The following is a 19,178-nucleotide window of genomic DNA, read 5'->3' as shown; positions in this document are numbered from 1 at the left end:
ACTACTTCGCAAGCGGTAAGTGCCCCCGGGCCGCAACCTTGAGTATTTCACTTTTTTCCATGATCACAGTGCTTGGATAAGTCGGTCAACATTTACCCGTAACGTCGCCCCCGTTTGCCCCTCCGCAAATCACGTGCGCCCCCGCCCCGCACAGGCTATGATATTGCTTCATACCAGCACTCATCCCGCCGGGCAGCGCCCGGCCTCGAAAGGGCGGACCTTATGAAGATACGGCGTTGTGCAGTCCTGTTCATCGAACCGCGCGAAGACCTGGGCATCGACTGGGCGGCCCTGTTCTCCGGTACCGGGGCGCTCAGCGCCTCGCTGCGCTGGGTGGCGCTGGCGCCGCACCTGGACCGCGAAACCACCATCGACGCCGCCCAGGTGGCCGTCCTTGGCGCCATCGGCCAGACCGCCTGGATCGAGCGCACCGACGCCGAGCGCCAGTTTGGCGCCCCCATGCTCGACAGCCTGCTCGCCCTCGGCCTCCTGCTCGACGACGACCCGGCCGACAACCCCGCCCGCGAACGCGACGCCCTGCTGCGCGCCCAGCACTGGCGCCCGCTCTCGGCCGCCGCCCACATGTTCAGCCGCTGGGACGGCATGGAAGTTGACAAGGGCATGCACTTTCCCAGCTTCGAGGAACTGGTGCAGGCCTACGGCACGCCGCCGCCGCCGGCCATCGGCCATGGCGATCCGGCGCAGGCGATCAAGCTGCCGCCGCCCTTGGGCGGAGCGCTCGACGCCCAGCTGCTGCAGCGCTACACCGGCCGCAATTACGATCCCGATGCCGTGCTGCCACTGGACGTGCTGGCGCGCCTGCTGCAGCGCACCTTCGGCGCCCAGGCCGAGCGCATGGTGGCCCAGGAAGCCGTGGTATTGAAGAAAACCAGTCCCTCGGCCGGCGGCCTGCATCCTACCGAAGCCTATGTGCTGGTGCAGCGCGTGCCGGGCATCGCGCCCGGGCTGTACCACTACCACGCGCTCGAGCACACCCTCGAACCGCTGGCGGCGCTCGACGCGGCCGCCGCCAGCGAGCTGGCGCGCCAGTTCGTGGCCGACCAGCACTGGTTCGTCGATGCCCCGGTGATGGTGGTGATGGCGGCGCGGGTGGCGCGCAATTTCTGGAAGTACCGCAACCACGCCAAGGCGCACCGCGCCATGATGCTCGACGCCGGCCACCTGTCGCAAACGTTTTATTTATTGGCCACCGAAGCGGGCATGCCGGCCTTCGTGACGGCGGCGATTAACGAGAAAGCGGTCGAGCGCGCGTTCGGGCTCGATCCCTTGTCGGACGCGGTGGTCGCCGTGTGCGGCTGCGGTGTCGCAGCCGCCGGACAGACCACGCTGGAATTGCGTTATGAAGAGTAAAGCGAAGGGTGCAACGCCCGGCTCAGGCGGTGCCGGACAAAAAGAAGGGAATCGCGCCGGCAGCGCTGTCGAGCTTGGACATGAAGGCCATCCGGTCGAGGGCAATCGCATCCTTCGCAGCCAGGCAGCGTTCGGACGGAATCTGCCCGGCTTCCAGCGAAATGCCGAGGCTGCCGAGGGCCGCTACCGGATCCCCCAGCAGGCGTGCGCGGAATACATCATCGCTGGACAATTTATGCAGCAGGGAGTCCAGGTCGCTATGCAGGTGGGTTGTCATGGTAAGGGCCTTTTCGTGTAGGAAAATGATGAGTCACGTAGGAGAAGCTCTTAGCCATGGTAGGACAGTTATTGATCAGTATCAAGGTTTAGAAATCATAGCTGTGTGTTTTTCTCCCGACTGTTGGCGCCGTCCATCACTTCGTCGAACAAGCGTAGGAAAGTAGGCAATATTTCCATTGCGGTCTTGCCATCCTTAGCCATCAGACATTGTTCCAGTTCGCCCGCCGACCCATACAGTTGCTGGGCCGATAGATTGCCGGCCGCACCCTTGACCTTGTGCACCAGCAGCGCCGCGTTGTCCAGATCGCCGCTATCGACAGCTTGCGCGATGGCGGCGTGGCTGCCAGTAAAATCCTTGGCGAACATGGTCAGCAAGCGCGTGAGCAGCGGGCCGTTGTGGCCCAGGCGCGCCAGCGCCGCTTCCACGTCGATGCCGGGCAGCTCGCGCGGCACGCCGCCTTCCTCGGGCGGCGGCGCGCTCTCGGCCGCCACCCGGTTCGGATCGGCGTGGATCCACCCGGCCAGCACCGTGTACAGGATGGCCGGCTCGATCGGCTTGGACAGGTAATCGTTCATGCCCATCGCCAGGCAGCTGTCGCGATAGCCGGCCACCGCGTGCGCGGTCATGGCGATGATCGGCAGGTCGGCATGGCGCGGGTTGGCGCGGATGCGCGCGCTGGCCTGGTAGCCATCCATTTCCGGCATCTGGATATCCATCAGCACCGCGTCGTAGTCGGCCTGGTCGACCATGCGCACCGCGTCGACGCCGTTGCCGGCCAGGTCCACGTGCACCCCGGCGCGGCGCAGGATCTCGCTGGCCACCTGCTGGTTGACCAGGTTGTCGTCGACCACCAGCACGTGCGCCCCGCAGATGTGATCGGCGGCCTGGGACGGGAAGGGCGCCGCGTCGCGCCCCGGCACGGCGGCGTCGAAGCCCATGGTCGCCAGCACGCTGTCGAGCAGCTGCGAGGCGCTGACCGGCTTGACCAGGAAGGCGCCGATGCCGGCTTCCTCGGCCGCCGCCTTGATATGGTCGCGCGCGAAGGCGGTCACCATGATGATCGACGGGATCGACGCCAGGGTCGGGTCGTCCTTGATGCGGCGCGCCGTTTCCAGGCCGTCCATGTCGGGCATGTTCCAGTCCATCAGCACCAGGTCGTAGGGTTCGAGCTGCAGCGAGAACAGGGCGGCGGCGCCCGAGCCGACCGCGCTGGCGTCAAAACCGAAGCTGCGCAGCTGCAGTTCCAGCATTTCGCGCGTGGGCGCGCTGTCGTCCACCACCAGCACTTTCTTGCCGCGCGCCCCGGCGCCGGCCTGCAGGCGCGCGCCGCCCTGCGCCGGCGCCACGTTCAGCGTCAAGGTGAAGTGGAAGCGGCTGCCGGCGCCAAGTTCGCTGTCGACGCCGATTTCGCCGCCCATCTTGCGCACCAGCTGCTGCGAGATCGCCAGTCCCAGGCCGGTGCCGCCGTAGATGCGGGTGGTGCTGGCGTCTGCCTGGGCGAAGGCCTGGAACAGGCGCTCCTGCTGCTCCGGGCTGATGCCGACCCCGGAATCCTCGACCGCGAAGCACAGGCGCACCTGGTTCTCGTCGCCGCTCCACTCCTTGTCGCGCTCCACGCGCAGCTGGATGTGGCCATGCGCGGTGAACTTGAGCGCATTGCCGACCAGGTTGATCAGCACCTGGCCGAGGCGCAGCGGATCGCCCATCAAGATCTGGGGCACGTCGGGTGCGGCCCAGATCACCAGTTCGAGTTCCTTTTCGGCCGCGCGCCAGGCGAACAGGTCGACGATATTGGTCAGCGTGTCGGGCAGGTCGAAGGGCACCACTTCCAGTTCCAGCTTGCCCGCTTCGATCTTGGAAAAATCGAGGATATCGTTGATGATGTCGAGCAGGTTGTTGCCGGCCCGGGCGATCTTGCGGAAGTAGTCGCGCGGCTTGGCATCGAGCTCCAGGTGGGTGCCCAGACCCGCGAAGCCGAGGATGGCATTCATCGGCGTGCGGATTTCGTGGCTGATATTGGCCAGGAACTCGCTCTTGGCGCGCGTGGCCGCTTCGGCGCGGGCACGCGCCTGTTCGATCAGGCGCAGCGCATTGGCCTTCTGGAAGGCCGACACGAACGGTTCTTTCAGGGCCTTGAGCAGTGCCAGGTCGCCATCTTCCAGCGGTACCTGGGGCGCGCGGTTCTCGAACACCAGGAAGCCCTCGATGCGCTGCTCGATGCAGATGCGCACCGCCAGCTGCGCGTTGCCCGCCTGGCCCGGGGTGGCGCCGGTGCGGGTCAGGTAAATGTCGGAGGTGATCCTCTCGGCCGCGTTGACGTAGCGCGCCTCGGCATCAAGCAGTTCCATCCGTTCTTCGACCGGGGTGCCGCCGTTGCGGTCCCACATCGCGCGCACCGCCAGGTTGTCGGTGTCGGCTTCGCGCACCAGCGCCCAGGCGGCGTCGATGCCCTTGATGAACATCGATTCGCGCAGGATGGTGTGCAGCAGCGCGTCGAAGTCGAGCTGCTCGTTGATCGACTTGACGATGGCGTTGAGCTTTTCCAGGTGCTGGGTGCGCGAATAGACCTCGGCCTGCAGCGCCGCGCGGCTGCGCTGCAGCTGGCTGACGCGCCAGCGGTACAGGCCATACACGGCCGCCACGCTGGCCAGCACGTAGCTCAGGTAAGCCCACCAGGTCTGGTGCCAGGCCGGCAGCACGCGCACCCGGATCGATAATTCTTCGTCGGCCCACACGCCATCGCGGTTGGCGCCGCGCACGCGCAGGCGGTAGGCGCCCGGTGCCAGGTTGCTGTAGGCCGCCACGCGCCGGTTGGCGTCGTTCTCGACCCAGCTCTGGTCGTAGCCCTCCAGCTGGAAGGCGTAGCGGTTGCGCTTCGCATCCGAAAAGTCGAGCGCCGACACTTCGATCTCGAAGCCCTTGATCCCGGGCGGCAGGATCAGGCGGCTGTCGCGCTGCGCCAGCACTTGCGCGCCCGCCACCGGATGGCCGTCGGTGCGCAGGGAGCTGATGGCCAGCGGCGGCCGGTATTCCCAGTTGGCCAGGCGCTCCGGATGGATCACGGTCAGGCCGCCGGTGGCGCCGAACAGCAGGTCGTCTTCCGGCGTGGCGGCGGCCGCGCCGATGAAGTAGGTGGGAAAGCCGAGGCCTTCGGCGCGCGCCAGCGGACGCGCCTTGAGACTGCCGCTGTCGATGACGGCGATGCCGTTGCCGGTAGTGGCCCACATGCGCGCGCTGCGGTCCAGGCGCAGGGCCGACACTGCGGTGCTGGGCAAGCCGTCGGCCAGGCCGAGGCGGCGGAATACCGGCGCCCCGAGCGGGGTGCGCATTTCGAGCACGTTGATGCCGCCGCCGTGGGTGGCCACCCACAGGCGCCCGCGTCCATCCATGGCCAATGCGCTGATCACCGGGTCCGACAGGGCGCTCTCGTTGCTGGGATTGGCGAGGATCTGTTCGATCTTGCCGGTGGCCGGGTCGAGCCGGTTCAAGCCGTTGCGGGTGCCGATCCAGAGCGCGCCGCCCGGATCGGTCATCAAGGCCTGGATGCGGTTGTCGGACAGGCCGCCGGGACTGGCCACGTAGGACTTGAGTGTATTGGCGGCCGGGTCGTAGCGCAGCAAGCCCTCGAAGGTGCCCAGCCACAGCTGCCCGGCCTGCGGCGCGATGGTGCCGATGCGCGGGTAGGCGTTCGCCTGCGGCAGCGCGATGCGCGCCACGCGCCGCCCCTGTTCGGAAGTGCGGTACAGCCCGAGCTGGGTGCCGATCCAGGCGTCTTGCGGCGTGGCCTCGGCCATCGCCAGCAGCACCCGGTTGGGCAGGGCGCTGTCCAGGCGCGCCGGGTCGGGCCGCAGGGCGGCGCTGCGGGTGCCGTCCGGGTCGATCAGGTCCACGCCCTGGTCGGCCAGGCCCAGCCAGACGCGCCCGCCGGAATCGGTCATCAGCGCGGTGACCGCCGCTTCGGGCAAGCCGTGCGCGCCGAACACGGCGGCCACCGCGCGGTTGTTGGGATCATGGAAATCGACGCTGCGCTCATTGCTGATCCAGATCAGGCCGCTGCGGTCGCGCAGCAGGGCGGCACTGCGGTCGTTGGCCAGGCTCGATGGCACGGCCGCCTGGTGCAGGATGCGGCGCGCGCGGGCGCTGTCGGCTTCAATGTCGATGATGCCGCCGCCGTAGGTGCTGGCCCACCAGTGGCCGGGCACGGATTCGGTAATGGCCAGCACCATGTTGGCGTGCGGGTCGGTGACGCCCGACAGTTCCATGATCCGGGCGCGCATGGCGCCGGCGTCGACCACGCCGATGCCGCTTTTCAGGGTGCCGAAGGCGATCTGGCCGCGGCTGTTTTCGCCGAACGAGAGCACCGCGTCGCGCCAGGGCGCGCCGGCATCGTCGGCGCCCACCGGAATGGCCGCAAACTGGCCGCTGGCGGCGTCGCGCCGGGCCAGGCCGGTGCTGGTGCCGATCCACAGGTTGCCCTTGCGGTCCAGGTGCAGTGCGCGGATACGGCTGTCCGGCAGGGTGCCGGGCACGCCCGGATCGTGGCGGTAGTGGCGCACCGAGGCGCGCGCCGGGTTGACGTAATCGAGGCCCGAGGGCGTGCCGACCCAGACCCCGCCCACGCCGTCGCTGGCGATGGCATTGATGGCGGCATCGGCCAGGCCGGCGGCGCCGGCCGGAAAGCGGATGAAGCGCTCGTTGACCTTGTCGTACATGGCCAGCCCGCCGGTGGCGGTGCCGATCCACAGGCGGCCGCGCCGGTCCGCGTGCAGGGCCTGGATGAAATCGGCGGGAATCGAATACGGGTCGCTTGCGTTGTGCACGAAGGCGAGCATGCGGTAGCCGTCCCAGCGGGCCAGGCCGCGCTGGGTGCCGATCCAGATGAAGCCGTCGCCATCCTGCGCCAGCGCCATCGCGACCGGGTGCGGCAAGCCCTGTTCCAGGCCGATGTGCTCGAACAGCGGGGTGGCCAGTTTTTCCCAGCGGTCAGGAGCTGCCGCCGCTATCGAACTTGCCGATATGCAAATAAAAAAGCCAAGGGCGGCAATCAATGGCACCAGCCATGGGCACCCGTGCGGGCGGTGTGGACGGGTGCTGGGCGTCATCGTTGATCCGCGCGCCAGGAACGGAGAGCGCGCCGGAAGGCGCGGGTGTGGCGACGGACTGTTGTAGCGTGGACGTTCAAGTCGGGACGCGCTCCTGTCGGTGGATTCGGATGCCGCGGCGTCCCCCCGTCGGGCTCGCCTTTCCTGAAAGCATACGCACTTGTCCGTGTACTGTCTATTCGGGTCGGGGTTCGCATATTCGTTTGGCAATATTGCGCGGCCGTTTAGGGACCAACATGTTGCGATAATCCAAAACCGAGCGGGAACGGCGCGCGTTGCGCGACGCAGCCGGTGAAGTTGCCATTGGTTACTGGCGAAAAAAATTCGAAAAAAATCCGAACCTTGGCGCTTGATCGGCCTCAAACCTAGCATTCACGCTTTTGGAAAAGGAACTTCGCATGGGTAAGATTGCCTTGATCACTTTGGAGCATCGTGCCGTGTCACTAGCCTGCAGCGGTTTCGCGTTGTTACTTGGCGCTTGCGGCGGCGGCGGGAGCGACGAACACGCTCCCGCCCCGGCCCGCACGGCGTCCGCCGGCGTGGCCGCCGCCGCGCCGGCGGCGGCCACGCCGGCCGATCCCGAGCGCACCGATCCGGCCGGCGACGACCAGGCCGGCGCCATCGGTCCCGATGCCGCGCAGGTGCCTGAGGTGGCGTCCGCATGGTTCGCCGGGTCCGGCCTTGCGCCTGACGGCGACGGGCAGGCGCATACCGCCAGGCGGGGGCGCGCGCTGTACGTGTCGCCGCAGGGCGCCGATGACAATCCCGGCACCCGCGCGCTGCCGTTCCGCACGCTGGCGCGGGCCGCGCGCGCCGTCACGCCGGGCACGACCGTGTACGTCGCGCCGGGCACTTACAGCGGCGGCTTCCGGACCACCGCCAGCGGCCGGCCCGATGCACGGATTGCGTTCGTGTCCACCCGGCGCTGGGGCGCCCGGATCGTGCCGCCGGAGCGTTCCGTCGCCAAGGCGGCGTGGGATAACCGTGGCAACTACGTCGACATCGTCGGCTTCGACATTGACGGCGGCAGCTACCGCGGCGGCACCCGCTGGAGTACCGGCATCTACAACGGCGGCTCCTACGACACCATCCGCAGCAACCATGTGCATCACATCGCGCAGGACGCCGCCTGCACCAGCGCCGGCGGCGCCGGGATCGGCCTGGACGGTTATTATCGCGGCGTGCAGGGGCAGGTGATCGCCAACCTGGTGCACGACATCGGCCCGGCCGGCTGCCGCTTCGTGCAGGGCATCTACGTCAGCACCACGGGCAGCGTCAAGAACAACGTGGTCTACCGCGTGGCCGAAGCCGGCATTCATTTGTGGCATGACGCGCGCGATGTGGTCGTGTCCAACAACACGGTGACCGGCTCGAATACCGGCATCGTGGTCGGCGGCGGCGACTTTTATCACACCTCCGGCCCGAACGACCATACGGCGGTGTACAACAACATCGTGTATGACAACCGGATGGGCATCTCGGAGCAGGGCCGCACGGGGCGCAACAATAGCTACCGGAATAACCTGGTCTACAAGAACATCAGCTACGACTGGCGTCTCAAAGACGGCGTGGTGCACAGCGGCACGGTCAGCTCGGCGCCGCTGTTCGTCGGCGACACCAAGGTCGCCTTGCCCAACTTTAGCCTCAGCGCCAGTTCGCCGGCGATCGGGCGCGCCACGCCGGTGCATGCCGCCGCCACCGATTTCAACGGCCGTCCGCGCAATGTGTTTTCCGGTTTTGACATCGGCGCTTACCAGCACTGAGCGCGCGCCATCGGCCATCGTCGCCAGCGGCGATGGCCGATGGCGCGCCAACCGCGTTCATTATTTTCTTTACATCCGCGCCAGGGCCGGGTTAGTATCTGCGCCTTCGCAAGACAAGCTCATTACCGAATCGAGAACCTCACGTGCCTGTACACAGCCAACCCATCTGCTGACGATATCGGATTGACCTGACCGGGTTTGGTGTTCGCTTGCGCCCGGTAGGCTGTGCATGCCGCTTTCCCACGACCATCGCTGTCGTGGCGTAGTTCTCCCTTTGTCGTCGGCTCCTATCTACACCCTGGAGCGCATCATGACGAACTTCGTTCACAATCTGGAATTACACAAATACCCTTCCACGCGTCACCTGGAAGGCTCGCAACTGCAGCAGGGCGACACCGGTTTCGACAAGCCGGGCAAGCGCAACGATCCGCGCGCGGCCTATGCCGCGCTGGCCGGGCGTTACATCGTCGTCGAAGAAAAACTCGACGGCGCCAACGCCGGCGTGAGCTTCAGCGAAGGCGCCGAACTGCTGCTGCAAAGCCGCGGCCACTACCTGGCCGGCGGTGGGCGCGAACGCCAGTTCAGCATCTTCAAGCGCTGGGCCGCCGCCCACGAGAGCGCGCTGATCGCGCGCCTGGGCGACCGTTACGTGATGTATGGCGAGTGGATGGGCAAGAAGCACAGCGTCTTCTACAACCATCTGCCGCACTTGTTCTGCGAGTTCGACATCTACGACCGCGACAAGCGGGTATTCCTGTCGACCGCCGCGCGCGCCGTCCTGCTGGGCGAGGCGCCGGTGCTGGCGGTGCCGGTGCTGTATGCGGGAGTGGCGCCGCGCAAGCTGGCCGACCTGCTGGCCCTGATCCGCTTTTCGCTGGCCAAGACGGCGGCGTGGCAGGGCGACTTTGAAGCGACCGTCGCCCGCGAAGGGCTGGACCTGGCCAAGTGCTGGGCCCAGGCCGACAAGTCCGATCTGGCCGAAGGCCTGTACATCAAGGTCGAGGAAGAGGGCGTGGTCACTGAACGCTACAAGTGGGTCAGGAGCGACTTCGTGCAAGCGATCCTGGACTCGAAGATGCACCACTCTCAGCAGCCCTATGTGCCCAATCAGCTGGCGCCCGGGGTCGACATGTACGCCCCGCGCCTGAGCACGACGTGGGAAGACCTGGGCCTGGTAACCGAAGGAGCCATTTGATGGACAAACTGACTTATACAGCCATGGCGGCGCACGTGCCGGCGCCCGGCCAGGCGCCCGACTGGGCCTGGTTCCTGCACGCGATTCCCGCGCTGGCCTTGCTGGCAACGACACCGCAGGACCCGTACTACCACGCCGAGGGCGACGTGTGGATTCACACGCGGATGGTGATCGAGGCCCTGATGCGCGGGGGCGAGTACATCGACGGCAGCGGCGAGGAGCGCTTCATCCTGTTCTACGCCGCGCTGCTGCACGATATCGCCAAGCCGGCGACGACCGTCATCGATCCTGACAGTGGCCGCATCGGGCAACCGGGCCACTCGAAGCGCGGCGCGATCGATGCGCGCATCCTGTGCTGGCATGCCGGCGTGCCGTTCGCCGTGCGCGAGCACATTTGCCGCATCATCACCGTGCACCAGCTGCCATTCTTTGCGCTGGCGGGGAACAAGAACGGCCAGTCGGCCGAGTTCCTGATCCGCAAGCTCTCGCATGAACTGGACCTGCGCCTGCTGTCCGCGATGGCGCAGGCGGATATGGAAGGGCGCTGGTACGAAAAGAAGGATGACTGCCTGGTCGATATCGAGCTGTTTCGCGAAATGGCGCGTGAGGAAGGCTGCTACGGCACCCAGAAAGCATTCGCGGACCCGCACACGCGCCTGTCGTACATGCGCGGCGCCGGCATCGCGCCCGATTTCGTGCATCACCAGAATGCGGGTTCGCGCGTGACGGTGATGTCGGGCTTGCCGGCGTCGGGCAAAAACCACTGGGTGGCGGCCAACCGGGCGCGCTTGCCGGTGGTGTCGATCGACGATGCGCGCGAAGAGCTGGGGCTGCGCCACGGCGCCAATGAAGGCGCCGTGGCGCACCGGGCGGTCGATTTCGCCAAGGAGATGCTGCGCGAAAAAGCGCCGTTCGTGTGGAACACCACGCACCTGAGCGCGCAGATGCGCAAGAAGACGCTCGACCTGCTGTATGCCTACGATGCCGAGGTCGAACTGGTGTACCTGGAGCAGCCGCCGCAGGTCATCTTCAAGCGCAATACGCAACGCGACACCAGCCTGCCCAACAAGGCGATCGAACGCATGCTGTTCAAGTGGGAAGTGCCGTTGCCGAGCGAGGCGCATGTGGTGCGCTATTTCGCCTAGCCGAGTGCACTGTCGGCCGGTTGGTCACGCTATTGTGTCGGTCCGGCGCCGCTGGAAGGGGCATGGTTTGTCAGCCCGCGCGCAGGTGCGCCGTGGATAAGCATGGCGCCTCCCAACGCGGACGAGCCGGTCACTGATCCGTTCGAAGCCGCCGGCCCGCCCGGGCACCGGACAGCGTCGTGTTCACACGGCCAGCATCCAGTGAGGCGTGCATGAATATCCCAGCAGTCTGCGCGCACCGCTCGCCAGATTTTCCGGTTCGTCCAGCGAGCGATGAGCGGCGGCCAGTTCCAGCCCTGCCATGGCAGGGGCGAGGCGTTTGCGCAAGCGTGGCGACTGTTGCGCCAGATGAGCATGCGCCCAGGCGATCAATTCGGCGGTGGCCGGGGCAGGGGCCAGCGACAGGAAGAAGATCATCTGGCGCCACGCGTATGCGGCATTCCTGATCGCGCGCAGTAGTTCAACGTCACACTCGTCGCGCCCGGCTTGCTGGTCGCGGCAGATCCACTCGAAGCATTGCTGCGCCATGCCGTAAAATCGGGGCCGCAGCTCGTCGCCCAGTCCGAGCGACGATACCAGCGCGGCCAGGTTCTGGGTGGTGAGGATCTGCTGCTGCTCGATCATCATGGCATTGCCGGTCACGCCGCCGTTGCTGCGGATGCCCGCGCGCTTTTCGCATAGGCGAATGAGCTCTTTCATGTAGGTCCGGGCGTGGACCGGCGCCTTGGCCGGCTGCACGAGTTCACGCAAGTAGCTGCGCTGTCCCGCATCGATGCCGTAATAGCGGCAGTACAAACTGTCCTCCAGCAGCGTGCTCGCCTGCGCGGCCACCCTGCTGAATTTGGGCGAGAATGTGCCCTCGAATATATCGGCGGCCAGTTCTTCCACCAGCGGCAAGTCCAGTCCCGCGCTCCCCGCCAGCGCGCTCATTTCCTGCACCAGCGGATTGGGGATCATCGTCTGCGGGAACGAGGTCAGTGTCAGCACCGCGATTTCTTCCAGCGTCCTGCGGGCCAGCGTGCGGGGCTGCAAGCCGTGTTGCCGCTCGGCGTTGACGGCGGCGATCCACGGCAGTTCATGCAGCTGCACCTGATGCGCCAGATTCTGCAGCAGCACAGAGCGGCGGCGCCGGAATGCATGGTACAGCGCGCCGTACAGGTGTTTGAGCGAAGGGTCTTCGATCGCCGCGCCGTTGATGGCGGCGCTCAATTGCGGAAGCACCGTGGCCAAGGCCTCGGCCGAGCGGATGATGCCGTGTTCGACCAGCGCCGCGATGGTATCGATGTGGCAGCGCCACAGCTTGGCGAGCAGGGAGGGCGGGATCGCGCTGCCGGCTCCCTCGCCGAGATTGGCCGCTTCGGCCGCGGTGACCGTCACGCTGAGCGGCGCCAGATCATCGATTCCGCCTTCCTGCGGATAGGCGCGCAGGCGGTCGGCCAGCACGCCGGCCAGCAGATGGTGCGGCACGCCTCTGGCCTGCCTGGCCTGTTCGCTGCGCAGCGCGGCGCATTGGGCCGATCCGGGGCGGCCGCGCTTGCTAATGTATCTGGCCAGGATGAGACGTATCTTGCCGACGTCGCGCCCGCTCAGAGCGGCCGGCTCCATCACGCAAATGCGCAGATAGTCGAGCAGTTGCGCCGCGCTATCGTCCTTGCGCCGGGTCACGCTGTGCCCGGACCACTCGTGCAGCAGGGCCTCGCCGCGCGCATGCCATCGGGCCGGATAGTGGCGGCACGGCCAGCCGCCGGCGATGCGGAATTTGCCGCTGACGCCGTCGCGCCATGCGCCGTTGGCATCGATATCGATCGACGGCGGCTCGCCCTCGACGCTCTCGATGAACAGCTGGACCGCGCGGTCGTACAACGGCAGCAGCACGCGCACGGTATCGCGCTGCGTCATGATGCGGCGGTTCGGTGCGCGCCGTTTGTGCAAGGCCAGCGCCACCTCACGCACCGGCTTGAGAAAGACGCGCTCGCCGAAGCGGCGTGCTTGCGCGGCGGGCGCCGGAAAAAAACGCAAGCGGTCGAACCAGGGCGCGATTGCGCTGAGCACCTCGCGCGCCGCATCCGCTTTGCCATGGCGGGTGAGCCAGGCCACGACCAGCAAGGCGCCTTCCTCGGGCACGTTGACGTCGTAGCAGCCTGAGTCGAGCAGGGCGTACAGACCCGCCATCCCGTCGTCGGTCAGCAGGCGCGCGTTGAGCCAACGGCGCGCATCGGGCACGGGCGCCATGCCGGCTGCGGCCAATGTCTGCAGTTCGTGGCCGAGCAAGGCGCCGCCAGCCTTGAAGTCGCCTGTGGCGAAGCCACCCTTGACGATATCGGGCGTGACCCAGGCGGGAACCCCGGCCAGCGGGGTGCGCGAGCCGACGTCGATCGATCCCGTCAACATGCCGGCCATGACCTGCTCCCACTGCCGCACCTTGCCGCGCGCGCGTTCGCGCCCCTGCGGGTCGGGGTGGTCGGTGCTGGTGCGCAGGGCGGCGGCCAGTTGCAGTGCCGCGTAGCCGGGCGCAATGCGCAGAGGTTCCGCGCCGGGAGCGTCGTTATCCACGTGGTATCCATTGAAATGAAGTGTTGGGGTCCGGATGCCGGAATCGAATTTCAGCCGAAGAACTGCATGGATGCTCACTCTTGGCGGTTATGTGAGGGTCTTGTACCGCAAAAAATACCGCGAAAACGGGCGGTGTGATCTTGGTTGTATTTCAGCCACACAAATGCCCCACGGTGTCTTGGCGGCTGCCTGCAAAGTCCATATTTCACCTAACGCCCAGTTTTTCTCGGCCGTTCAGTTCGCTCATGTCCTAAAAGCGTTCCTCGCAACTGGGTGGCTGCGTATTCTTGTCAGTCCCATTCGGCGCTCAGCGTCTCCGCCTGATCCATCACCATCTGCACAGCTTCGTCCTGCTTTGTCGGCGGATACTTGTATTTGCGTAGGATGGGCTTGACCATCAGGCGTAGCTTCGCGTGCACGCTGTCACGTACAGCCCAGTCCATACTAGCGTTTTTTGCGTAGGCTCTCGGCCAGTTCGTGTGCAATTTTCTTGAGCGTCTCGTCGCCCAGTTCCCGCACTGATTCCTCGTTATTTGCCAGCGCTTCGTAAAAAGCCAACTCGTCAGCGTTAAGGCTGCTGATGGGAGGCTGGCGGAGCCTCGAAGAGCACACACGAAAGCGCTGGTCGTGGCCGGGCTGCCGCACGTATCGCTTCATGGCCTGCGACGGTCGTTTGGCAGTCTAAGTGAATGGGTCGAAATGCCAAGCGGCATCTCCGCCCAGATCATGGGCCACAAGCCTAGCGCATTGGCCGAAAAACACTACCGTCGCCGCCGCCTTGATCGGCTACGCAAATGGCACGACCAAATCGAGAGCTGGGTTCTGGAACAAGCGAAAGTAGACTTCACTCCCGACGTACCTGCCCCGCGCCTGAGTCCATCGACGTAACCACGCCGAGGACTTTAGGTGGAGTGCCGGGTTGCCCGATGGGCCTCCTGGCACAAGATTATTAGGACATCATACCGCGCACGTCATTGATCAATTTTTGCCGGTCGGGAGGCGTCATTCGATGAAATACCACGAGCAGCCAAGCAGCCTCGTCATCCTTGGCGTAAAAGTATGACTCAGGTACGTTAAGTGCCTTGGCGATCCGCTCCACCATCGAAAAGTCAGGTTCGTGTTTGCCACGTTCATACTGATTCATCCGAGCACTCGCAGACATCTCGTCCACATCGGCAAGCACGCCCAACCGCTCTTGGGACAAACCGGCTTCCAAGCGGGCCTGTTTTAACCTCTTCGTAAATACCGACATTCTTGGCCCTAAAGGCTAAGATAATCTGAGTATTTTGTTGACTCTACACTAAGGATTACTTAGTATTCCCGCGCAGGTGATCCGAATTTCATATTTAAGTAGCAACTTAACTTTCAAAAAAGGTCGTATTCATGAAATTGTTTAGCCTCGTCACGGCCGTCACTTTGATTGGTTGCGCATCTACTACCGGGGTCGTCCCCACTGGCAAGGACGCATACATGATCGTCCGCGAGGACAACAGCCCGGCTGCATCTCTGGGGACTATTAAGGCGGCGACATTCAAGGAGGCCGGGGCGTTCTGCGCTGGGCAGGGGAAGGCCATGCAGATCACCAAAGAGAGTGATACACCACGGTCGTTGGGGCAGTTTCCACAGACGACGTTGCACTTCACTTGCGTGTAGCAACATGCAGATCACCTGGACCGGCGATGTTGACCATGCCCGAGACATCGACCCCACGGACGCCATCGCCCGCAGTGCAAGAAATCTATCCGACGACGAGCGATACATTCTTTACAGGCTGGCGGCAGGCCTCTCGCGCGACCCTCGCACGACGGCGCATAGAGGCATGCCAGTGCTGCTACCTGTCGCTGAGTTTGCTCAACATGGCGGCTTGCAGAGGAACGTGGCATATCGACGCCTTGGTGCGGCCGCCGAAGCGCTCTTTTACCGAACGGTAGAAATTGAGTTCGGCAATGGCACCGAATTGCAGTTCGCGTGGGCCTCAAGTATCCGCACTCACGACGACTGTTTCGAGCTGAATTTCACTGGCACTTTTGTTGAGCATCTTTTGGCCGCGCTTACGCAGTCAGCGGGCAGCGCGAGCGGCACTCCGTCTTTCATCAGCCTGAAAGAAAAACACGAATGCCGTGACCACAACCTTCTGGTCGTATTGAAGCCAACGAAACCAAAGAGCAAGCTCAAACCGGGGCGTCCCCGTAGAGTCATCCAGTGATCACGCCTGTTGCAGCGGGTAAAGAAGCGTTTAAAAAGGCTAGTGTCAGCCGAGCACGCAGATAGGCTGATCGAATTGACGGATACTGAGGAGCCGTGGCGCAGGATGTCACGTTCTAAGTTCCATGACTTTACGACGCGTGACATCGGTGCGCTAACTGCATGGCTCATCGGCAAGATCGATACTGGAGAGGTCATGCCCCTCACGATACCGTACGCCGGCTAAAGGCCGCTGGCACCTTGGTCCAACGTGATAGCCCGGCATTATCTGCTGTGCTGTCTTTTTGTTTGCTCTCGTCCATACCACTATGACTCGCTTTACGCCTCCTGCTGTGTATAAATGCCCGTCCTGCGGGACTCTGCTGACGTGGGCGCGGCTCGCCTCATTTCGCCCTATGGCCACAGCCACTATGTGGTCGGATGGTGGAGAGGCAGAGAGCGGTTTGGTTGCTATGTGTTCGGTCATCGGTTGCCCGAAATGCTCAACAATTTTGTGGCTCGACGACTGCTACGAGCCTGTGGGGATTTTGCCCCGACAGCCGCCTGAAATCGGACCGCTCGCACGCGTGATCGCCAGGTGGAATGGGGATAAACATGGCCACCTTGGCGCCGAGCAGGCGTGGCGCGAAGTTCCTGTGGAATGGAAGGACGCACAGCGTGGCAGGCCGTTGCGGAGCCTCACCGTGGACAGCAAGATGGAACACACGGGCGCACTCTCCCCACCCCGCGAACTATATCTGCGACGCCATATTTGGTGGCAAAGCAACGATCATGAGCGAGTGCTCGATGACGGAACACGGTCCAGGCGTGAGCCTGCCCTGTCCACCATCGCGCGTGAGGAAAACATGAGGCGACTCTTGGAATTGCTGGAAGCGACTGATGACGCCCCAATGCACCGCGTAGAACTCCTGCGAATGATGGGTAGATTCGATGAGTCAATCGCGCTTTTGAAGTACACAGCAAATCCGATAGGCCGGCTTGTGGGGAAAAACCTTGAAATCGAAGCATGGGCGTCGGCTGGCGACAAGAGCTTGAAAGTGATATTGGTCCGTCACCTGCATCGCGGGCGGTTGGGAGATTGACCTGGAAAGCCGAGCAGGGTGCCCTACAAGCTGCCAGGGGCGCCGGGGATACTTGGTCGACCTTTTCCATAGGGCAGGGTCATCGACGGCGTAGGGAGGCTTTTAGAGCTTGCAGGCGACATTGCAGGACGTACTTGTGTGACGCCGCCCATCGCCATCACAAACTAACGTGCGTCGCTGATCGTTGATCCACCGCCGTTTCCTGAGGCTTGCCCTGATTCTCAACTACGCACATAATCACTGCATCATTCGCGAGGGAGATTCGATCATGTCAGCACAATTCGATGTAGTCCTCTCTGATGACCTCAACAGGGACATTGACAAGGCAGTAGAGGCGAACGCGACCACCAGGAGCGAGCTGATGCGAAAGGCGTTGCAGCTCTATCTCGCCGCGCTGGAGGGCAAGCAACGCGGCCTCAAGCTGGGTCTGGTTGTTCCGAAGACCGAGAAGATGCAAACGGAGTTCGTCGAGCTATGAGCGAAATCATCGGCCTCCATCGTTATGTAAGGGCAGCACTACACGACCGCGTTGCCTCAGGATTCTTCGCACGAAGGCACTCATCTCACTCATGACGCGGCTCGATTCCGCTGCATCCAAAACGGACTCGGCGCAGGCTGGGCAAAATTCCCCCGTCACTGCTGCAATGGCGGTGCTTTCACCCTTGTAGGTGTAGGGAAGGTCGCGGGTGTCGCGGACCAGTTCGGCCGCGCCACAAATAGGACATTTCATATTCATACTCCTTGAAGGACACAATCAACACGTCGTCATGACCGATAGTGTCGCACGGAAAGCAATCGCAGCCAGCATTGCTGCGTCCATTCCCCCAAATTGCTCGGCATTGAGTCGGCGGTCGACCATATAGCCACGTCGCCGGATCGACACTCACCATCCAAGTTGCACCGATTCTCCGTCGAGTTTTTTATACCGATAAAGCGAGATTGCATAGGGTTTTTTCATCGGATTATGCTCAGAAAGGTACACCACAATATCAACGAGGGACTGTCACTCACTAGCAAACGTATGTCATTAAAACGGCTGCCTGGAGGCATCGCGTGATTGGTCCGCTACGGTGTCGCAGACGGCAGCTTGATCGACGTTTGTTTCCAACGAAATCCATCAAACTCGGCAAACGAGTCCCATCCGGTCAAAATCAACTTGTCAGCGATAACTGTGCCGCGACCGCTATAAAAATCACTGACCTTGCCCGCACGCTGTCCCTGAATCTTGTACAGGCCCGATGCGCCAAGGCAAGCGTACAAACAGGACTTAAACTGAACAATGCTCTGAACTGCATCGTCTGCTTCGCCATCCTCATTTACTATCTCGATCTTTTGCCAGCGATCACTTCCGTCCCACCGGTACAGCACCCCATCCCAGCCGCCAACATAAATTTCCTTGCGCGAAATACATAGTGCCGTTACCAAGGTCGTATTGATCGGAGACGACTCTACTTCATGCCAGCGTAACCCGTCGAACCGCTTCACTAGTCCTTTATCGCCGACTGCAACGGCAAAATCGGCCGCCAACCAATGCACCCCAAGCACTGCATCGGACGCTACCGTTTGAGTTATTTTTTTCCCATCCCAATGGGACAGACCGGCACCGTGCGCGAGCCAGCAATCGGTGTCGCTATTGCCCGAGATGGTATCGACTCCCATAACACCGGTCTCGTAGGTTTGCTGGACACCTTTGTTAACGCGGATCAGGTCGCCATGTGAGGTCCCCAGAAAATAGCTCGTTGGCGCGAGGCGGCTCATGGTTAATACCCAGTTTTCTATACTGAACAGTACCTTCCACTCTAGATGCTGAGGCAAGGACCGGACCGAAACGATGCAAGCCGTAATTTCAGATGGATCGACCGGTTCATAGTTCCAGTTTCCCAACACGAGATAGTCGCCCGTTGCATCACCACTGACCACATCGAGCAGTGCCGATTGGATTTCTCGTCCCGGACTTCCTTCATCGACATTTTTACTCATGCTCATTTAGTTACCTCCAGATGTTTTTGCAAAATTCCCAAACCATATAGTTTACTTGGCTAGTCGCCGCCTGGTGTACGTAGGATGGTACTGTCCGTAATGTCTTCGCACATTGCTCGGATCATGGCATCTACAACCATCATGACGCATTCGACTTCTTCGGGCGTAAGGCCCGCGTGCAGCAACTGTTTTCGAGAGTTTTTTTTCGCGTCTCCGTATGTTATCGGAACACCACTTGCTTTCGATGCCAGGGCATCAGCTTCCTGCATTTTCGTCGCACGGCCATGCGGCGTTGTTCGGTCTGTCGAAGGCCCTTTTAACGGGATACAAGGAGCATCGCCATACTTGTAGTTCTCGCATATCGTCGCGACAGCTTTGCCGTTCTTCATGAACTGTGCGTTCTGTACTACGTGGTGTGACTGTTTTTTACTTCCCGCAAGAATGTGGTCGCCTTTATTTTTGTGCGCATGGACGGGATATTTTTCCAGTTCTTTTTCGCACT

The 19,178-nt window shown here is 63.2% G+C and carries 14 protein-coding genes and 3 pseudogenes; 9 read left to right on the top strand and 8 right to left on the bottom strand.

The genetic code is table 11. The features are described from left to right. Positions 1–222: 222 nt before the first annotated feature. A complete protein-coding gene (locus tag PO883_RS32190) occupies positions 223–1,371 on the top strand; it encodes a putative peptide maturation dehydrogenase (protein ID WP_289313407.1) in 1,149 nt (382 codons plus the stop codon). Positions 1,372–1,393: 22 nt separating this feature from the next. On the opposite strand, the gene PO883_RS32185 is transcribed toward PO883_RS32190, so the two are convergent. Continuing rightward, positions 1,394–1,648: an NHLP-related RiPP peptide gene (locus PO883_RS32185; protein ID WP_167088657.1), complete on the bottom strand. Its 255-nt coding sequence runs from the start codon at positions 1,646–1,648 to the stop codon at positions 1,394–1,396. Between the two features lie 95 nt (positions 1,649–1,743). Next, positions 1,744–6,753, bottom strand: a complete 5,010-nt coding sequence (locus PO883_RS32180; RefSeq protein WP_289313406.1) for a hybrid sensor histidine kinase/response regulator — start codon at positions 6,751–6,753, stop codon at positions 1,744–1,746. A gap of 398 nt (positions 6,754–7,151) precedes the next feature. On the opposite strand from PO883_RS32180, the gene PO883_RS32175 reads away from it, so the two are divergent. From PO883_RS32175 to PO883_RS32165, 3 genes are all read left to right on the top strand, one after another. Continuing rightward, positions 7,152–8,516, top strand: coding sequence for a DUF1565 domain-containing protein (locus PO883_RS32175; RefSeq protein WP_289313405.1), 1,365 nt, complete (start codon positions 7,152–7,154; stop codon positions 8,514–8,516). A gap of 310 nt (positions 8,517–8,826) precedes the next feature. Continuing rightward, on the top strand, positions 8,827–9,711 hold the full coding sequence (locus PO883_RS32170; RefSeq protein WP_289313404.1) for an RNA ligase family protein: 885 nt from the start codon (positions 8,827–8,829) through the stop codon (positions 9,709–9,711). A gap of 8 nt (positions 9,712–9,719) precedes the next feature. Then, positions 9,720–10,856 (top strand): AAA family ATPase, encoded by a 1,137-nt coding sequence (locus PO883_RS32165; protein ID WP_289313408.1) that lies wholly within the window; start codon positions 9,720–9,722, stop codon positions 10,854–10,856. 183 nt (positions 10,857–11,039) lie between these two features. Here the strand turns inward: PO883_RS32165 and PO883_RS32160 are convergent, their stop codons facing one another. Then, a complete protein-coding gene (locus tag PO883_RS32160; RefSeq protein ID WP_289313403.1) occupies positions 11,040–13,409 on the bottom strand; it encodes a hypothetical protein in 2,370 nt (789 codons plus the stop codon). A gap of 290 nt (positions 13,410–13,699) precedes the next feature. Beyond that, positions 13,700–13,982, bottom strand: a pseudogene (locus PO883_RS32155) (type I restriction enzyme endonuclease domain-containing protein); the annotation flags it as partial. Between PO883_RS32155 and PO883_RS32150 the strand changes: the two are divergent. Continuing rightward, positions 13,974–14,297, top strand: a pseudogene (locus PO883_RS32150) (integrase); the annotation flags it as partial. The pseudogenes PO883_RS32155 and PO883_RS32150 sit on opposite strands and share 9 nt — an antisense overlap. Before the next feature lie 61 nt (positions 14,298–14,358). Here the strand turns inward: PO883_RS32150 and PO883_RS32145 are convergent. Further along, positions 14,359–14,661: a helix-turn-helix domain-containing protein gene (locus tag PO883_RS32145; RefSeq protein WP_289313402.1), complete on the bottom strand. Its 303-nt coding sequence runs from the start codon at positions 14,659–14,661 to the stop codon at positions 14,359–14,361. A 131-nt stretch (positions 14,662–14,792) separates the two neighbouring features. Between PO883_RS32145 and PO883_RS32140 the strand changes: the two genes are divergently transcribed. The 4 genes from PO883_RS32140 (at position 14,793) to PO883_RS32125 (ending at position 17,174) form a co-directional block, all read left to right on the top strand. Continuing rightward, entirely contained in the window at positions 14,793–15,062 is a 270-nt protein-coding gene (locus PO883_RS32140; protein ID WP_289313401.1) for a hypothetical protein, read from the top strand. Positions 15,063–15,066: 4 nt separating this feature from the next. After that, a complete protein-coding gene (locus PO883_RS32135) occupies positions 15,067–15,615 on the top strand; it encodes a RepB family plasmid replication initiator protein (protein WP_289313400.1) in 549 nt (182 codons plus the stop codon). 490 nt (positions 15,616–16,105) lie between these two features. Beyond that, positions 16,106–16,696: a hypothetical protein gene (locus PO883_RS32130; RefSeq protein ID WP_289313399.1), complete on the top strand. Its 591-nt coding sequence runs from the start codon at positions 16,106–16,108 to the stop codon at positions 16,694–16,696. Positions 16,697–16,964: 268 nt separating this feature from the next. Then, complete coding sequence (locus PO883_RS32125; protein WP_289313398.1) at positions 16,965–17,174, top strand: ribbon-helix-helix protein, CopG family; 210 nt, start codon at positions 16,965–16,967, stop codon at positions 17,172–17,174. A gap of 60 nt (positions 17,175–17,234) precedes the next feature. Here PO883_RS32125 and PO883_RS32120 read toward each other — a convergent pair. The 3 genes and pseudogenes from PO883_RS32120 to PO883_RS32110 form a co-directional block, all read right to left on the bottom strand. After that, a pseudogene (locus tag PO883_RS32120) lies at positions 17,235–17,426 on the bottom strand (type II toxin-antitoxin system MqsA family antitoxin); the annotation flags it as partial. Between the two features lie 335 nt (positions 17,427–17,761). Then, entirely contained in the window at positions 17,762–18,682 is a 921-nt protein-coding gene (locus tag PO883_RS32115; RefSeq protein WP_289313397.1) for a hypothetical protein, read from the bottom strand. A 53-nt stretch (positions 18,683–18,735) separates the two neighbouring features. Further along, positions 18,736–19,178, bottom strand: a 443-nt coding sequence (locus PO883_RS32110; protein WP_289313396.1) for a hypothetical protein, incomplete at its 5' end; no start/stop codon positions are given.

The organism is Massilia sp. DJPM01, assembly GCF_030348125.1.
GTDB lineage: Bacteria > Pseudomonadota > Gammaproteobacteria > Burkholderiales > Burkholderiaceae_D > Telluria_A > Telluria_A frigida.
Note: the sequence above shows the minus strand (reverse complement) of the source record. Positions and strands in the feature narration are given on the sequence as shown.

What these genes read in the sequence shown, in the direction of transcription:
- PO883_RS32190 (WP_289313407.1), top strand. Translation starts at nt 223, where the DNA reads ATGAAGATACGGCGTTGTGCAGTCCTGTTCATCGAACCGCGCGAAGAC.
- PO883_RS32185 (WP_167088657.1), bottom strand. Translation starts at nt 1,648, where the DNA reads ATGACAACCCACCTGCATAGCGACCTGGACTCCCTGCTGCATAAATTG.
- PO883_RS32180 (WP_289313406.1), bottom strand. Translation starts at nt 6,753, where the DNA reads ATGACGCCCAGCACCCGTCCACACCGCCCGCACGGGTGCCCATGGCTG.
- PO883_RS32175 (WP_289313405.1), top strand. Translation starts at nt 7,152, where the DNA reads ATGGGTAAGATTGCCTTGATCACTTTGGAGCATCGTGCCGTGTCACTA.
- PO883_RS32170 (WP_289313404.1), top strand. Translation starts at nt 8,827, where the DNA reads ATGACGAACTTCGTTCACAATCTGGAATTACACAAATACCCTTCCACG.
- PO883_RS32145 (WP_289313402.1), bottom strand. Translation starts at nt 14,661, where the DNA reads ATGTCGGTATTTACGAAGAGGTTAAAACAGGCCCGCTTGGAAGCCGGT.
- PO883_RS32140 (WP_289313401.1), top strand. Translation starts at nt 14,793, where the DNA reads ATGAAATTGTTTAGCCTCGTCACGGCCGTCACTTTGATTGGTTGCGCA.
- PO883_RS32135 (WP_289313400.1), top strand. Translation starts at nt 15,067, where the DNA reads ATGCAGATCACCTGGACCGGCGATGTTGACCATGCCCGAGACATCGAC.
- PO883_RS32125 (WP_289313398.1), top strand. Translation starts at nt 16,965, where the DNA reads ATGTCAGCACAATTCGATGTAGTCCTCTCTGATGACCTCAACAGGGAC.
- PO883_RS32115 (WP_289313397.1), bottom strand. Translation starts at nt 18,682, where the DNA reads ATGAGCATGAGTAAAAATGTCGATGAAGGAAGTCCGGGACGAGAAATC.